Origin of the sequence: Janthinobacterium sp. SUN100 (genome assembly GCF_030397705.1) — a bacterium.
GTDB lineage: Bacteria > Pseudomonadota > Gammaproteobacteria > Burkholderiales > Burkholderiaceae_D > Janthinobacterium > Janthinobacterium kumbetense.
In genome coordinates this window covers 85,361-99,424 of the sequence record NZ_JAPUBU010000003.1, presented here as the reverse complement: position 1 = coordinate 99,424, position 14,064 = coordinate 85,361, and the positions used below count along the sequence as shown (strand labels likewise).

At 63.7% G+C, this 14,064-nt stretch carries 10 protein-coding genes; 3 read left to right on the top strand and 7 right to left on the bottom strand.

Features of this window, described 5'->3' with window-relative positions; all coding sequences use genetic code 11:
* Positions 1–23: 23 nt before the first annotated feature.
* From O0881_RS16910 to O0881_RS16890, 5 genes are all read right to left on the bottom strand, one after another.
* Positions 24–3,206 carry a CusA/CzcA family heavy metal efflux RND transporter gene (locus tag O0881_RS16910; RefSeq protein ID WP_289912297.1) on the bottom strand — a complete coding sequence of 1,061 codons (3,183 nt, stop codon included), beginning with the start codon at positions 3,204–3,206 and terminating at the stop codon, positions 24–26.
* A 25-nt stretch (positions 3,207–3,231) separates the two neighbouring features.
* Positions 3,232–4,437 carry an efflux RND transporter periplasmic adaptor subunit gene (locus O0881_RS16905; protein ID WP_289912296.1) on the bottom strand — a complete coding sequence of 402 codons (1,206 nt, stop codon included), beginning with the start codon at positions 4,435–4,437 and terminating at the stop codon, positions 3,232–3,234.
* A 12-nt stretch (positions 4,438–4,449) separates the two neighbouring features.
* Positions 4,450–5,688, bottom strand: coding sequence for a TolC family protein (locus O0881_RS16900; RefSeq protein WP_289912295.1), 1,239 nt, complete (start codon positions 5,686–5,688; stop codon positions 4,450–4,452).
* 107 nt (positions 5,689–5,795) lie between these two features.
* Positions 5,796–6,158, bottom strand: coding sequence for a cation efflux protein, CzcI family (czcI, locus tag O0881_RS16895; RefSeq protein WP_289905660.1), 363 nt, complete (start codon positions 6,156–6,158; stop codon positions 5,796–5,798).
* A 42-nt stretch (positions 6,159–6,200) separates the two neighbouring features.
* Positions 6,201–7,748: a C13 family peptidase gene (locus O0881_RS16890; RefSeq protein WP_289912294.1), complete on the bottom strand. Its 1,548-nt coding sequence runs from the start codon at positions 7,746–7,748 to the stop codon at positions 6,201–6,203.
* 185 nt (positions 7,749–7,933) lie between these two features.
* On the opposite strand from O0881_RS16890, the gene O0881_RS16885 reads away from it, so the two are divergent.
* Complete coding sequence (locus O0881_RS16885) at positions 7,934–9,877, top strand: GAF domain-containing sensor histidine kinase (RefSeq protein ID WP_289912293.1); 1,944 nt, start codon at positions 7,934–7,936, stop codon at positions 9,875–9,877.
* 233 nt (positions 9,878–10,110) lie between these two features.
* On the opposite strand, the gene O0881_RS16880 is transcribed toward O0881_RS16885, so the two are convergent.
* Positions 10,111–11,616: a DUF3369 domain-containing protein gene (locus tag O0881_RS16880; RefSeq protein ID WP_289912292.1), complete on the bottom strand. Its 1,506-nt coding sequence runs from the start codon at positions 11,614–11,616 to the stop codon at positions 10,111–10,113.
* A 435-nt stretch (positions 11,617–12,051) separates the two neighbouring features.
* On the opposite strand from O0881_RS16880, the gene O0881_RS16875 reads away from it, so the two are divergent.
* A complete protein-coding gene (locus O0881_RS16875; protein ID WP_289905656.1) occupies positions 12,052–12,555 on the top strand; it encodes a DUF3016 domain-containing protein in 504 nt (167 codons plus the stop codon).
* A 145-nt stretch (positions 12,556–12,700) separates the two neighbouring features.
* Positions 12,701–13,243 (top strand): DUF3016 domain-containing protein, encoded by a 543-nt coding sequence (locus O0881_RS16870; protein WP_289912291.1) that lies wholly within the window; start codon positions 12,701–12,703, stop codon positions 13,241–13,243.
* Here O0881_RS16870 and O0881_RS16865 read toward each other — a convergent pair.
* Positions 13,231–14,031: a transporter substrate-binding domain-containing protein gene (locus O0881_RS16865; protein ID WP_289912290.1), complete on the bottom strand. Its 801-nt coding sequence runs from the start codon at positions 14,029–14,031 to the stop codon at positions 13,231–13,233. The genes O0881_RS16870 and O0881_RS16865 overlap by 13 nt on opposite strands.
* Between the last annotated feature and the right edge of the window lie 33 nt (positions 14,032–14,064).

The window sequence follows — 14,064 nt, the reverse complement described above, 5'->3', positions numbered from 1 at the left end:
GCCGATTGCGGTAGCGCTTCCCTCTATTTACTCAGCTGTACCGCCGCGCCTTCGGGCGCGGTGCGCATTTCCACCTCGTCTTCCTTGCGGTACGCCAGCCGGTACAGCAGCGGCAGCACCAGCAGGGTCAAGGCCGTCGACGACAGGATGCCGCCGATCACCACGGTGGCCAGCGGCCGCTGCACTTCAGCCCCCGTGCCCGTGGCAATGGCCATCGGCACGAAGCCCAGCGAGGCCACCAGCGCCGTCATCAAGACGGGCCGCAGGCGCGTGATGGCCCCTACGCGTATCGCCTCCTGCAAGGGCATGCCCTGTTCGCGCAGCTGGCGGATGTAGGCGATCATCACCAGGCCGTTCAGCACGGCCACGCCGGACAGGGCGATGAAGCCCACGGCCGCCGAGATCGACATGGGAATGTCGCGCAGCCACAGGGCGACGATGCCGCCCGTCAAGGCGAACGGGATGCCGCTGAACACGAGCAAGCCATCCTTCACGTTGCCGAACATGGCGAACAGCAAGACGAAGACGAGGGCCAGCGCCACGGGTACCACCAGCTCCAGGCGTTTCGTGGCCGACTGCAATTGCTCGAACTGGCCGCCCCAGCTGGTCCAGTAGCCGGCGGGAATGGCCACCTGCGCTTGCAGCTGCTGCGTGGCGTCGGCCACGAACGAGCCGATGTCGCGGCCGCGCACATTCGCGCTGATGACGATGCGGCGCTTGCCGTCTTCGCGGCTGATCTGGTTCGGCCCCGGCGCCACTTGCAGGCTGGCCACTTCGCCGAGCGGGATGAAGCGCGCGCGGCCTTCCGCCGCCGCGCCCAGGGGCAGGGCGATGGGCAGGCGTTTCAGTTGCTCCAGGTCGCTGCGCAGGCTGTCGGGCAGGCGCACGACGATGTCGAAGCGGCGGTCGCCCTGGAACAGGGTGCCCGCTTCCTGCCCGCCGATGGCCGTGGCAATCGCCGACTGCACGTCGGCAATGTTGAGGCCATAGCGGGCCGTCTGCTCGCGGTCGATCTGCACCGTCAGCATGGGCAGCCCCGTCGTCTGCTCGACCTTCACTTCCGTGGCGCCCGGAATCTTGCCCAGCACACCGGCGATCTTCGCCGCCGTGCCGTCGAGGACAAGCATGTCGTCGCCGAACAGTTTCACGGCCACGTCGCTGCGCACGCCGGAAATCAGTTCATTGAAGCGCAGCTGGATCGGTTGCGAAAACTCGTAATTGTTGCCGGGCAAGCTGCTGGCCGTCGCTTCGATTTCCGCCAGCAATTGCCCGCGCGATTTCTTCGGTTCCGGCCACTGGTCGCGGGGCTTGAGCATGATGTAGCCGTCGGAAATATTCGGCGGCATGGGGTCAGAAGCGATCTCGGCCGTTCCCGTGCGGGCGAACACGCGCGCGATTTCCTTGTGGTTGCTCATCAGCTTGTTTTCCAGCTGTTGCTGCATGGCCAGCGATTGCGTCAGGCTGGTGCCGGGGATGCGCAGGGCCTGGATGGCGATGTCGCCCTCGTTCAGGCTGGGCACGAATTCGCTGCCCATGCGCGTAGCCAGCAAGCCCGACAGCACCACGGCCACCGCCGCGCCCGTCAGCACGACGGGCGTGTTGCGCATCACCTTGTCCAGCAGCGGCGCATACCAACGCTTGGCGGCGCGCATGATGGCGTTTTCCTTCTCCGCCACCTTGTCGCCGATAAACAGCGCCACGGCGGCCGGGATGAAGGTGATCGACAGCAGCATGGCGCCCAGCAGGGCGATGACGACCGTCAGGGCCATCGGCGTAAACATGTGGCCTTCCACGCCCGTCAGCGCGAAGATGGGCAGGTACACGACCATGATGATCAGCTGACCATACAGCAAGGGCCGGCGCGCCTCTTGCGATGCCGCAAACACTTCGTGAAAACGTTCTTGCAAGGTCAACGGCCGTCCCAGTTTTTGCTGCGCATGGGCCAGGCGGCGCACGCAGTTTTCCACGATCACCACGGCGCCATCGATGATGATGCCAAAGTCCAGCGCCCCCAAACTCATCAGGTTGGCGCTCACGTGGTATTGCACCATGCCCGTAAACGTGAACAGCATGGCCAGCGGAATCACCATGGCCGTGATGATTGCCGCGCGGATATTGCCAAGGAACAGGAACAGGATGGCGATCACCAGCACGGCCCCTTCCAGCAGGTTTTTCTTCACCGTATTGATGGCCTTGTCGACCAGCACCGTGCGGTCATACACGGTGACGGCGTGCACGCCTTTCGGCAGGCTGCGGTTGATCTCCACCATTTTCTTGTCGACGGCTTGCGAGACGGCGCGGCTGTTCTGGCCGATCAGCATGAACACCGTGCCCAGCACCACTTCACGGCCGTTTTCCGTGGCCGCGCCCGTGCGCAGCTCGCGCCCCAGCACCACGTCGGCCACGTCGCGGATGCGGATGGCCACGCCCTGCACATTGGCGACGACGATGTTGCCGAGGTCGTCCTTGGACGCCACCTGGCCCGGCGCGCGTATCAGCAGTTGCTCGCCCTGCCGTTCGATGTAGCCGGCGCCCACGTTGCTGTTGTTGCGCTCGAGCGCCGTCACCACGTCTTGCAGGCTGATGCCGTAGGCGGCCAGTTTTTCCGGGTAGGGCGCTACCTGGTATTGCTTGGCGTAGCCGCCGATGGCATTGATTTCCGTCACGCCCGTGACATTGCGCAACTGCGGCTTGATGATCCAGTCCTGGATTTCGCGCAAGTCCGTCGGCGTGTACGGCGTGCCGTCGGGCTTTTTCGCGCCGTCCTGCGTTTCCACCGTCCACAGGTAGATTTCGCCGAGGCCCGTGGAAACGGGGCCCATCTTCGGTGTGATGCCTGCTGGCAAGCTTTCCTTCGCTTCCTGCAAGCGCTCGTTGATCATCTGGCGCGCAAAATAGATGTCCGTGCCATCCTTGAAGATCACGGTCACTTGCGACAGGCCGTAGCGCGACAGCGAGCGCGTCTGCTCCAGGTTGGGCAAGCCGGCCATGGCCGTCTCGATGGGGAAGGTGACGCGCTGCTCGGTTTCCAGCGGCGAATAGCCGGCGGACTGGGTATTGATTTGCACCTGCACATTGGTGATGTCGGGCACGGCGTCGATGGGCAGCTTTTGATAGCTGTAGATGCCCAGGCCAGCCATGGCGGCCACGGCCAGCATCACCAGCCAGCGCTGGTCGATGGCAAAGCGGATCAAGCGTTCAAACATGATGGTTTCCTTAGCCTTGACGTGATCAGTGTTCGTGACCGGCGGAGTCCTTGCCCAGCTCGGACTTCAGGACGAAACTGCCTTGCGCTGCGTACGGCGTGCCGGCGGCCAGGCCCTGCTTGATGTGCGTCAAGCTGCCATCGCTGCGGCCCGGCACCACGGGCGTGGCCTGGTAGCCATCTTTCACCTGCACGAAGACGACGGGCTTGTCTTCCACCGTCTGGATGGCCGTGCTCTGCACGGTGACGGGCGCGTCCGCTTCGCCGGACACGACTTCCACCGTGACGAACAGGCCCGGGCGCCACGCCATGTCCGGGTTCAGCAAGCTGATGCGTGCCTTGGCCGTGCGCGTCTGTTCGCCCAGCAGCGCGCCCACATAGGTGATCGTGCCTTGCGCGCTGGCATCAAACGCGGACGCTTTCACCTCCGCCTTGCCTCCCATGCGCACGGTGGCCAGGTCTTTTGCCGGCACGGCGATTTCCGCCCACACGGTCGACAGGTCGGAAATGACGAAGATGTTCGCATCTTCCTTGACGGCTTCGCCCAGCGTGATGTGTTTTTCCAGCACCATGCCGTCGAACGGCGCGCGGATGTCGTAGCGGTTCAGCGGGCCCTTGCTGGTGGAGTTGGCACCCAGCGCGCTGAGCTTTTGCTGGGCATTCTGCACGGCGATTTCCGCTTCGCGCCACGCTTGCTGCGCCTGCAGATAATCTTGCTCGGCCGAGATTTTTTCGCGCCACAATTTTTCTTCGCGCTCATACGTGGAGCGGGCCAGCGACAGCCGCCGCTGCGCCGACAGCAGTGCGCTGCGCTGTTCCGACAGTTCCGTGCTGGCGATGACGGCCAGCACTTGCCCCTTTTTCACCAGCTGGCCCAGGTCGGCGTGCACGGCTTCCACCACGCCAGCCAGACGCGGCACGACGTGGGCCGTGCGGTCTTCATTGAAGCGTATTTCGCCGGGCAGGGCCACCGTCGTCTTGATGCGGCCGGGCGCGGCCGTGGCGATGACGACGCCGGCTGCGCGGCTTTGCGCAGCCGTCAATTCCAGCTTGCCTTCCACTTCTTCGTGGCCGTGTTCGTCTTTCTTTTCCACATGTGCTTCCGCCTTGGCGGCCGGAACTGCCGGGGCGCTGGATTTGCCCGTGCCAAGGATGAGAACGGCCAGCACGATGCCGGCGGCGGCGATGGAAGCGATGGCGATCGCCTGCTTTTTGTTGCGTGTGATGTTCATGGAGGGTGTTCCTTACAGAGGAGCTGGTGTGCCCAGCAGGCGCTCGATGTCGGCGGCGGCGTGCTGCGCTTCCGTCAGCGCGCGCAGGTATTGGTTTTTGGCTTGCAGCAAGGTGCGTTGGGCGTCGAGCACGTCGAGGAAGGCGAACTTGCCGAACTCGAATCCCTTGCTGGCCGCGTCGTAGGCGCTTTGCGCGCCAGGCAAGATGTCCTGGCGCAAGCTTTCCACGTCGAGCCTGGCCGTGGCCAGGCGTTCGCTGGCGGCGGCAACCTTCGTCTGCACATCGATGCGGGCGGCAGCCAGCTCGTCGCTGGCCTTGTCGCTGCGGCGCAAGGCGTCGAGCTTGTTGCCCGCATTGCGGTCGAACAGGGGCAGCGGCAGAGCCAGGCCGATGATGGCCTGGTTGCGGCCCAGCTCTTCCGAGCGCTTCATGCCGATGCTGAGCGTGACGTCGGGCGTGGCACGCCGCTGTTCCACGTCGAGCATGGCTTGCCGCTGGGCCAGTGCGCTTTGCGCGTGGCGCACGGCAGGGGCCTGGGCCATGCGCGCTGCCAGTTCGCTGGCGGCGGGCAGCTCCGGCAAGGTTTCCAGGCGTCCCTCTGCCAGTGTGAAGCGGGGCGTGGCATTGCCCCACAGGGCGGCCAGGCGCTGGCGGGCGCTGGCCAGGGTGCTGCGCGCCAGGTTCAGTTCCAGCCGCACGCTCGCTTCGGCCACCCTGGCGCGGGTTTCCTCGACCGGGGACGCCTTGCCGGCCGTCACCCTGCGCGCCGTGATGTCGCTGGCGCGCGCGGCCAGCGCCTGCGCGCTGTCGGCCAGGCGCAAGCCTTCCTGCGCGGCCAGCACGTCGACAAAGGCGGACGTGACGGCGGCGCGCGTGTCCGCCTGTTGCAGGGACAGGCCCGCCTGCGCCAGGTCTGCGCCGCGCTGGGCGACGGCCGTGCGCGCACCCCGCTTGCCGCCCAGCTCGATGAGCTGGTTGAGCTGCACGGTGGTGCTGCGCGTGGCGCGCCGCGTGTCTTCCAGCACGGTTTGCAATTCCGGGTTGGGCAAGGCGCGCGCCTGTTGCAGGGCGCCCCCTTGCGCCGCCAGTTCATGGCGGGCGGCCGACAGGGTGGCGTTGCCGCCCTCCGCCAGGGCCAGCGCGGCGGGCAGGGTCAATGGGCCGGCGGGCTCCTGCGGAGCTTGCGCATGGGCAATGTTGCCGGCCAGCAGGCCAGCAGAGAGTAGCAATAGATAAATGGATCGGTGCATCGAATTCTCCAAGGTATGGAAAAAGAATTCGACGGGACGCGCAGGCCTGCGCCCGGATTATCTCAGGGCGCGCATTGCGCTATGACAAAAGGGGACGTCCCGTCGGCCTAGATGGCCGACGACCAGTCGGGGCGTTTGGGAGCGTCCGGGATGTGGGAAGCGTAAAAGAAGGGGGAGGTGTCCGCGTTCACGGACGCCATGTCGCCGACGGGCAGGCTGGAGCCGGCCGGCAGCCATGCGTGGCCGATGCCATGGCAGACGTTGCAATCGCTGTGCGGCTGGCCCTTGGATTGCTTGTCAGTCTTGTCGGCCACGGGTTTCTTGTCCGCATCCGCCTTGTGCTGGTGGCTGTGGTGGCCCAAGTGCTGCGCCGCCTTGCCTTCCTCGTGCAGGCAATACGCGCTCGCCGCAGCCCAGGACATCTGGAGCGGAAGCACGAACAGCAGCAAAATGAGGAAGAATTTACGCATGGTGACGGCTATTGTACAGAAAGGCGGGCGGGCGTGCCCATGTCAGCGCGGCTGGGCGCGCCACGCTTTCAATTGCGCGGCGATGGCCTTGCCCTGGAACAGTTGCGGCTCGGAATGCTCTTCCGCTTCCATGCCGCCCTCGTTGAAATCGGCCGCTTCGCGCGCCTGCACCAGCACTTTGGCCTTGTCGAAGGCTTCCGTGAAGCTGCTGCTTTTCGGCAAGGCTTCCTTGAAATACGCTTCGCTGAAATACGTAAAATCGTTCTGGTCGTCGCAGCCGAACGAGGTGCGGTCGCTGCGCGCGGCCGTGATGATGAGGGTGTTGTCATCTTTCAAGGGGGCAATGAAGCCGCCCGCATAGCAGGCCGAGATCACGATGACTTTCCAGCGGATGCCGCTGTGCTTGAGCATGGACGCCAGCTCTTGCGCGGGCAGGCTGTGCAAGTCCATGCCGTTTTGCGCCAGCGCCAGTTCGTGCTCGGGCGAGCCGTGGCTGGTGAGGAACAGGAACAGGATGTCGTTGGCCTTGTCCATCTTCGCACCCAGCGCGTCGAGGCTGGCGGCGATGCTGGTGCGCGTGGCCATCGGCTGCTGCGCCACCGTGTTGCGGCTGTTGACGAGCATCAAGGAGCGGCCCACGGTGCCGTAATCGCGGTCGAACTGGCGCTGCACGAAGGCCGTTTCGCGGTGAAACACTTCCTGTGCGCCATCGCCGGCCACGCCCAGCAAATACAGATTGATCTTTTTCGCCGCATCGCGTGGCGCGATGCGGGCCAGGGCGCCGTCGAGCAAGGTGCGCTGGTTGTACAGGGCCAGCTCGATATTGTCGCGCGTGAGCTTGTCCAGGGCCGGATCGTCCAGCTGGCCTTCCGTCCAGTTGCCGCTGTCTTCGCGCCGGCCGTCCGCCTGCGCCACTGCATAGCGCAGCACGCCCTTGCCGTCGAACTGGCCATTCTTGAAGCCGCCCCGGTATTCGTCGCCCTCGGCCGTGCGCAGCACGCCCTGGCCCTCGAATTTCCAGTCCTTCAGCTCGCCTTCGTAGTGGATGCCGTCGCTGGTGGTGACGGTGGCCTTGCCCTGCACCTGGCCCTGGACGAATTCGCCTTCGAAGACGGTGCCGTCCGTGTCGGTCAGCTTGCCGGCGCCGTGCGGGCGCCAGTGCTTGAAATGGCCTTCGAAGGTGGCGCCGTCGGCACCCTGGAAGCGGCCCACGCCCTCGAAGCTGCCCTTGACGAAGTTGCCCGTGTAAATTTCGCCCTTGGGCGAGGTGTAGCGGCCGAGGCCGTCGAAGGCGCCCTGACTGAACGCGCCCGTGTATTCGACGCCGGACGCCTGGCGCAGCTTGCCCTGGCCGGAAAACACGCCGCGCGCGAAGCCCCCTTCGTAAAACGCGCCGCTCGCATATTCGAGCCGGCCCTGGCCATGCATCTTGCCCGCGACGAGGGGGCCGAAATAGCGTCCGCCATCGGCCGTTTCCGCCGCCGGCGCCTTGGCTGGCGCGGCGCACAGGGGCGGCATGCCCAGCGCGGCAAAGGCCAGCAGGCCGGCGAGGGTGTAGGGGCGAAGCGAGGCGCGTAGCGTGGCAGTCATGAGGACGGTCTGGTCTGTAGGAAGGGGCCTAGTCTGCCACTGTATTGCCAGCGTGGCAAATGCGCGCGTGGCGTGTGTTGCTCTGCCTCAAGGCAAGATTCTCCGTTTTATGCCGTGCCAAGGCTGGGCTGAACTGATAATATTGATTTTCAGAACATATACTTGCACAAGGTACATAGTCACCCATGGAAAGCCGCCTCAGCCGCCTGGAAGCCGTTCAAACCGTGTTGCTGGAAATCGGGCAGCGCTCGAGCACCTGCAGCGATATCAGTGAATTCCTGCAGGCGGTGCATGCGGCGCTGGGACGCATCATGTATGCGGCGAACTTCTATGTCGCGCTCAGCGACCGCGACGACGGCCTCGTGCGCTTTCCCTATTTTGTCGACGAATTCGACGCCGCGCCCGACCCGGACGAGGGCGTGCGTCTGGCCAGCGCCGCGCAGTCGCCCACGGCGTGGGTCATTGTCAACCGCAAGCAGCTGGTGATGACGGCCGACGACGACGCCATGCGCGCCATCGGCGGCGGCGCCTGGGGCGGGGGCACGGCGGCCGAGCACTGGATCGGCTGTCCGCTGCTGGACCAGCAGCACCAGGTGCTGGGCGCCATCGTCATCCAGAGCTACGACGCGCAGCACCGCTTCAGCCTGGAAGACCAGGCCCTGTTCGCGCTGATTGCCACGCACGTGTCGAGCGCGCTGCAAGGCATGCAAAGCATGGACCGGCTGGAAAAGGCGGTGCAGGAGCGCACGGCCCTGCTGGCGCACGAGGTGGCCGAGCGGCGCCGCGCGGAAAACCTGCAGCATGCGCTGTATGAAATCGCCAACCTGTCGGCGCAGGCATCCGATGCGACGACCCTGTACGCGCGCCTGCACGCCATCATCAGCGAGCTGGTGACGGCGAAGAATTTCCTCATCGCCCTGTACCACCCGGATAACAAGGACATCACGATCCCGTATTTCGTCGACGAAAAGGATGCGCAGGCGCCCGTAAAACGCTTTCATTACGGCATCGGCATGAGTTCCTATGTGCTGGCGCGGCGGCAAGCCTGCCTGCTCGATGCCGGCAGCTATGCGGCGCTGGTGGCCAGCGGCGAGATGGAAGAGCCGCTGGGCAATACCAGCATCGCCAGCTGGATGGGCGCGCCCATGCTGCTGGGCGACCGGAAATATGGCGTGATCATCGTGCAAAGCTATGACACATCCGTCGTGTATGGCCAGGCGGAACTGGACGTGTTGGCCTTCATGGCCAGCCACGTGGCCGTGGCGATGGCCCGCATCCAGGCCGACAGCGCCATGCGCCGCGCCAAGGAAGCGCTGGAAGAGCAGAACGCGGCCCTGAACAGCGCCCTGAGCGCCTTGCAGGAAGCGCAGTCGGAACTGGTGCGCCAGGAAAAACTGGCCTCGCTGGGGCGCCTGGTGGCGGGCGTGGCGCATGAAATCAATACGCCGCTGGGCATTTGCGTGACGGCTACCAGCCATTTGGTGCAGGAATTGAAGCTCACGCGCGAAGACCTGGAAGGCGGCCAGCTCGATGAAGATGGCTTGCGGCAATTTTTCGACATCATCGACCAGACCTTGCGCATCATGACGACGAACACGCAGCGCGCCGCGGCGCTGGTGCGCAGCTTCAAGCAGGTGGCTGTGGACCAGTCGTCGGACGAATTGCGCAGCTTCAACTTGCGCAAATACCTCGATGAAATCCTGCTGTCCTTGCAGCCCAAGCTGAAGGGCAAGCCCGTCAAGGTGGAGATCGATTGCGCGCCCGAGGTGCAGCTGCGCAGCTATCCGGGCGCCGTCTCGCAGATCGTCACGAACATGGTGGTCAATTCACTCGTGCATGGCTTTGTCGAAGGCGAGCCGGGCAAGATCAGGATCAGCGTGCGCACGGCCGGCGAGATGCTGGAACTCGATTACAGCGACGACGGCATGGGCATGGACAGCGCCACCCTGGGCCAGCTGTTCGACCCCTTCTTCACGACCAAGCGGGGCTCGGGCGGCAGCGGCCTGGGCGCGCATATCCTGTACAACCTGGTGACGGGGCCGCTGGGCGGCACGGTGAAGGTGGTCAGTGCGCCGGGGATGGGATTGCACTACAAGATACGCTTCCCGCTGGAACCGAAGAGCGCTTGAAAACCTGAAAACGGCGGGCCGGAGACGCGGGCCTGAGAAAATGCCGATGGCGGCGTTGCAGCTCCTTGCCGTACATGCGTACTGTCTGCGTCGCTGCGCCTTGCCCTCGACATTTTTCAGGTCCGCTTGGCCCGGAATGCCCGTCTTGGAGACCTGGGCCGAAGCGTGTTTTGCCGGCGTGCGTATTGCTCAGGGGGCACTTGGTTCTTGGACGAACTGCGTAATCCGGTCTGCTAGTCTGGAAAACGTTGATTCAACGCAAGCGCCGCATCGAGATTTGCAATCAGCAATTCCACATACTGCGGGTCCAGGTGGCTGCCGCTCACTTCGCGCAGGTAGCCCACCACGCGCTCCAGGGGCCAGGCGTCCTTGTAGCAGCGCTTGTGCATGAGGGCGTCGAAGACGTCGGCCACGGCGGCGATGCGCGCGTATTTGTGGATGTGCTCGCCGGCCAGGCCTTGCGGGTAGCCGCTGCCGTCGTATTTCTCGTGGTGCTGGTGGGCGATCACGGCGGCGGCCTTGAGCAGCGGACGCTGCGAGCCGTCGAGGATGGACATGCCCACCGTCGGATGCTGCTTCATGATTTCCCATTCGGCCGCGTCGAGCTTGCCGGGTTTCAGCAGCACGGCGTCGGGCGTGGAAATCTTGCCGATGTCATGCATGGGCGCCGCATGGCGCAGCACCATGGTTTCCTCCGCCGACATGCCGGAGGCTTGCGCCAGCAGCTGGCACACTTCGGCCATGCGGCGCACGTGGTTGCCCCCTTCGTGCGAACGCGATTCGACCACGTCGCCCAGGCGCAGGATCAGTTCGGCCTGGGTATCGGTGATTTCCTGCGTCAGCAGGATATTGTCGAAGGCGATGGCCACGCCCGAGCAGAACACTTCCAGCAGCTGCGCATCGAGGTCGGAGATTTCTTCCACGCCCTTGAGTACCAGCAAGGACGCCTTGCCGCTGCTGTTCGGGAAATAGCCGACATAGGTGTCGCCGTGCAGGCGCGAGATCTTGTTGCTCTTGGCGTCGTCCAGCTGCGACAGCAGGGACGGGCTGAGGATGCCGTCGTCCGTGTCGCCGATCTGCGCGAGGATTTCATAATCCTGTTCGCCCGAAATGGCGCTGGCGCCGCGCAGGCGCAGCAGCATGCTCGTTTCCAGGCGCAGCAGGGCGACGACTTGCTGCAGCAGGCCGCTGGCGAAGTCGCGCAGGTTGCGCTGCTTGAAGATGTGCGCCGAGGCGGCGATGACGCGCTCGAGTCCCTCGCGGTAATGGAGCTGGGCCTGACGAGCCTCTTCCACCTTCATGATGTCGCGGTAGGCGCGCAGGGCGGCAAAGGTGGTGGTGAACAGCTTGGTGCGGTCCAGTTCCGTCTTTTCCTTGTAGTCGTTGATGTCGTAGTTGACGATCACCCGTTCTTCCGGCGCCTGTCCCGGCTGCCCCGTACGCAGCACGATGCGCGTAAACTGGTTGCCCAGGTCTTCGCGCATCCAGCGCGCCACTTCCAGGCCGCTGTCTTCGCGCTCCATCACCACGTCGAGGAAGACCAGCGCGATGCCGTCTTCGCGCGCCAGCACCTGCTTGGCTTCGGCGCCGCTGTACGCATGCACGAAGCTCAGCGCGCGGCCTTCCAGGCGGAAACGGCTCAGCGTCAGTTCCGTGATGTCGTGGATGTCGGGTTCATCGTCGACGAGCAGGACTTTCCAGGGGGGTAACTTGGGCGAGGCTGAAGACAAAAATGACATAAGGACGAGTTCCGCTAAAAGGCATAACTGACGCAATGCTGAGACGCCTGCGCCAGACTAAGCTGTGCGCCACCACTGGCGTTGCGCGTTTTTCGGGCGCATTTTGTCGATTGTAGACTGACAGCTAAGTATTAACAATAAGCAAGAACAATTGACTAAAATCATGCAACATCCATGCCAAAAAGGCACTTTAAATCCATGCTGCTGACACTATCTATACTTTATCGCTTAGGCAACTATATTTTCAAGACAATACTTTGTTTTAGTTAATATTGCCAATGAATCTGTAAAAAAATACGGCGTCTTGCTGTTCTGGCGGAAAAGCGGAAAAGTAACAAGGTATGAATTACGCGCCAGAATGGAAGGTAGCGCGTTATATTAAACAAGCATAAGAAAGTGGCGCCATGCCACGCACATTTCCTGAAAGGGTACATCATGCAAAAGCAAACGACGCGCGCCCTGATCGCCGGTCTGGCCTTGCTGGCCAGCAGCGCGGCCTGGGCAGGAACGGAAGTGCATTTCAGCAAGCCGGATCAATTCACGGATGTACCGTTCGACCCGCACGAGCGGGAAGAGGTGTTGAAAGAACTGAGCCGGCATTTCGAAAAGCTGGGCGCATTGCTGCCACCCGGGCAGACCTTGAAAATCGACGTGACGGACGTGGACCTGGCGGGACGTGAAAATCCCAACCTGCGTGCCGGCCAGGATATCCGCGTCATGAATGGCCGGGTCGACTGGCCGCGCATGCGCCTGCACTATGTGCTGGAACAGAATGGCAAGGTCATCAGCAGCGCCGATGCCGCGCTGTCCGACATGTCTTACCTGAGCCGTATCAATCCTTACTTCAGCAATGAAAAGTTGCGTTATGAAAAGCTGATGATCGACGAATGGTATGCCGATACCTTTGGCATCAAGGTCAAGCGCAAGGCCCGCAAGTAGGCTGCGCGGCTGGGCGCCGGGCCTGCGCTGCACGAAACGTATTGCGCTCCGGAAATTTTCACTTCAGGCTATAGTCAAACGGGAAACAGGCAGATGCCGGCATTGCGGCAGCTGCCTGCCCGTGAACTTTCTGAAAGGAATGCATATGCGTATTTCCAGCATGACGAAGGCATGGATAGCCGCCTTGGCGCTGGCTGCTGGCAGCAGCGCCTGGGCAGGCGTCCAGGTGACGTTCGACAAGCCCGACGACTATTCCGATGTACCGTTCAGTTCGCGAGACCGGGAGCAGGTCCTGGAGGGCCTGGCCAATCACTTTAGCTGGCTGGGCAAGGGCTTGCCGCATGGACAGGAACTTCGGATCGAGATCACCGATGTCGACCTGGCGGGGCGCGAAGACCCGGCGCGCCGCGGCGCCTTCGATGTGCGCGTGATGACGGGCCGCGCGGACTGGCCGCGGCTGCGCTTGCGCTATACGCTCGAGCAGCAGGGCAAGGTCATCGCCAGCGGCAATGCCTACCTGTCGGACATGTCCTATTTGCAGCATATCAATCGTTATCCCAGCAACGATGCCTTGCGCTATGAAAAGCGCATGATCGACGATTGGTTCAAGAATACCTTCGGCGTCCAGCCCCAGGGTCGCAGCCGTCCCGTCATGACCTTGCAGCCGCGCGACGTTCAGCGCAAATAAGCGTGTTCGATGCGCGCCAGCTGGCCGCTTTGGCGCAGGGCCAGCAGGGCGGCATTCATCTGCGCGACGAAGTCGGCCTTGTAGGCCGGCGTGTTGCGCGCGCTGTAGGCGATATACGTGGCTTCGGACGACAATTCCAGCACTTCATGCAAGGCAAAGCCGTAACGGGCCAGTTCGCCGCCCAGCCGGCGCGCCGTGTGGCGTGCCGCGCCGCGGTCGCTGGCGTAGCAATCGATGCGCCGCAAGGCCAGTTTTTTCAGATTGGCTTCATTGCCCTTGGCCGCTTCCAGGCGCAGCAGTCCCTCGCGGGCCGGCGCCATCAGTTTTTCCGAGAGTAAAAAACCCGTATTGACGCCGATGGTCAGGCCGGCAAAGTCGGCGGGAAACCGCGTGCGCGGCGTGCGCATGACGGCGTCATGGCAAAACAGCACCACCGATTCGCGGTACAGCATGGCCGAATACGGCTGCACGTATGGCCGTTCCGTCTTGCGTCCGGGCGGAAACAGGCCGAAAACCTGGCCCTTTTCCAGCGCGTCGAGGCCCCGCTTCCAGGGGCGCGGCTGCAGTTCCAACCGGTAGCCGGGCATCGCGCTGGCCGCCTGGCGCAGGATATCGACATACATGCCCTTGAAGACGCCGTTTTCCACATAGCTGTACGGCGCATAGTCGTCGTCGCCGTACAGGATGACGGTTTGCGGCGCGGCATGGCCGATGCCGGGTGCGGCCATCGCGCAGACGGCGGCCAGCAGGCAGGCGCCGGCGCGGCGCAGGTCAATTTTACATATCATCCTGACAAGCATACAGGATGATGGCCGGAATGT

Coding starts and splice junctions, on each gene's coding strand:
- O0881_RS16910 (WP_289912297.1), bottom strand. CDS start 3,206: ATGTTTGAACGCTTGATCCGCTTTGCCATCGACCAGCGCTGGCTGGTG.
- O0881_RS16905 (WP_289912296.1), bottom strand. CDS start 4,437: ATGAACATCACACGCAACAAAAAGCAGGCGATCGCCATCGCTTCCATC.
- O0881_RS16900 (WP_289912295.1), bottom strand. CDS start 5,688: ATGCACCGATCCATTTATCTATTGCTACTCTCTGCTGGCCTGCTGGCC.
- czcI (WP_289905660.1), bottom strand. CDS start 6,158: ATGCGTAAATTCTTCCTCATTTTGCTGCTGTTCGTGCTTCCGCTCCAG.
- O0881_RS16890 (WP_289912294.1), bottom strand. CDS start 7,748: ATGACTGCCACGCTACGCGCCTCGCTTCGCCCCTACACCCTCGCCGGC.
- O0881_RS16885 (WP_289912293.1), top strand. CDS start 7,934: ATGGAAAGCCGCCTCAGCCGCCTGGAAGCCGTTCAAACCGTGTTGCTG.
- O0881_RS16880 (WP_289912292.1), bottom strand. CDS start 11,616: ATGTCATTTTTGTCTTCAGCCTCGCCCAAGTTACCCCCCTGGAAAGTC.
- O0881_RS16875 (WP_289905656.1), top strand. CDS start 12,052: ATGCAAAAGCAAACGACGCGCGCCCTGATCGCCGGTCTGGCCTTGCTG.
- O0881_RS16870 (WP_289912291.1), top strand. CDS start 12,701: ATGCGTATTTCCAGCATGACGAAGGCATGGATAGCCGCCTTGGCGCTG.
- O0881_RS16865 (WP_289912290.1), bottom strand. CDS start 14,031: ATGATATGTAAAATTGACCTGCGCCGCGCCGGCGCCTGCCTGCTGGCC.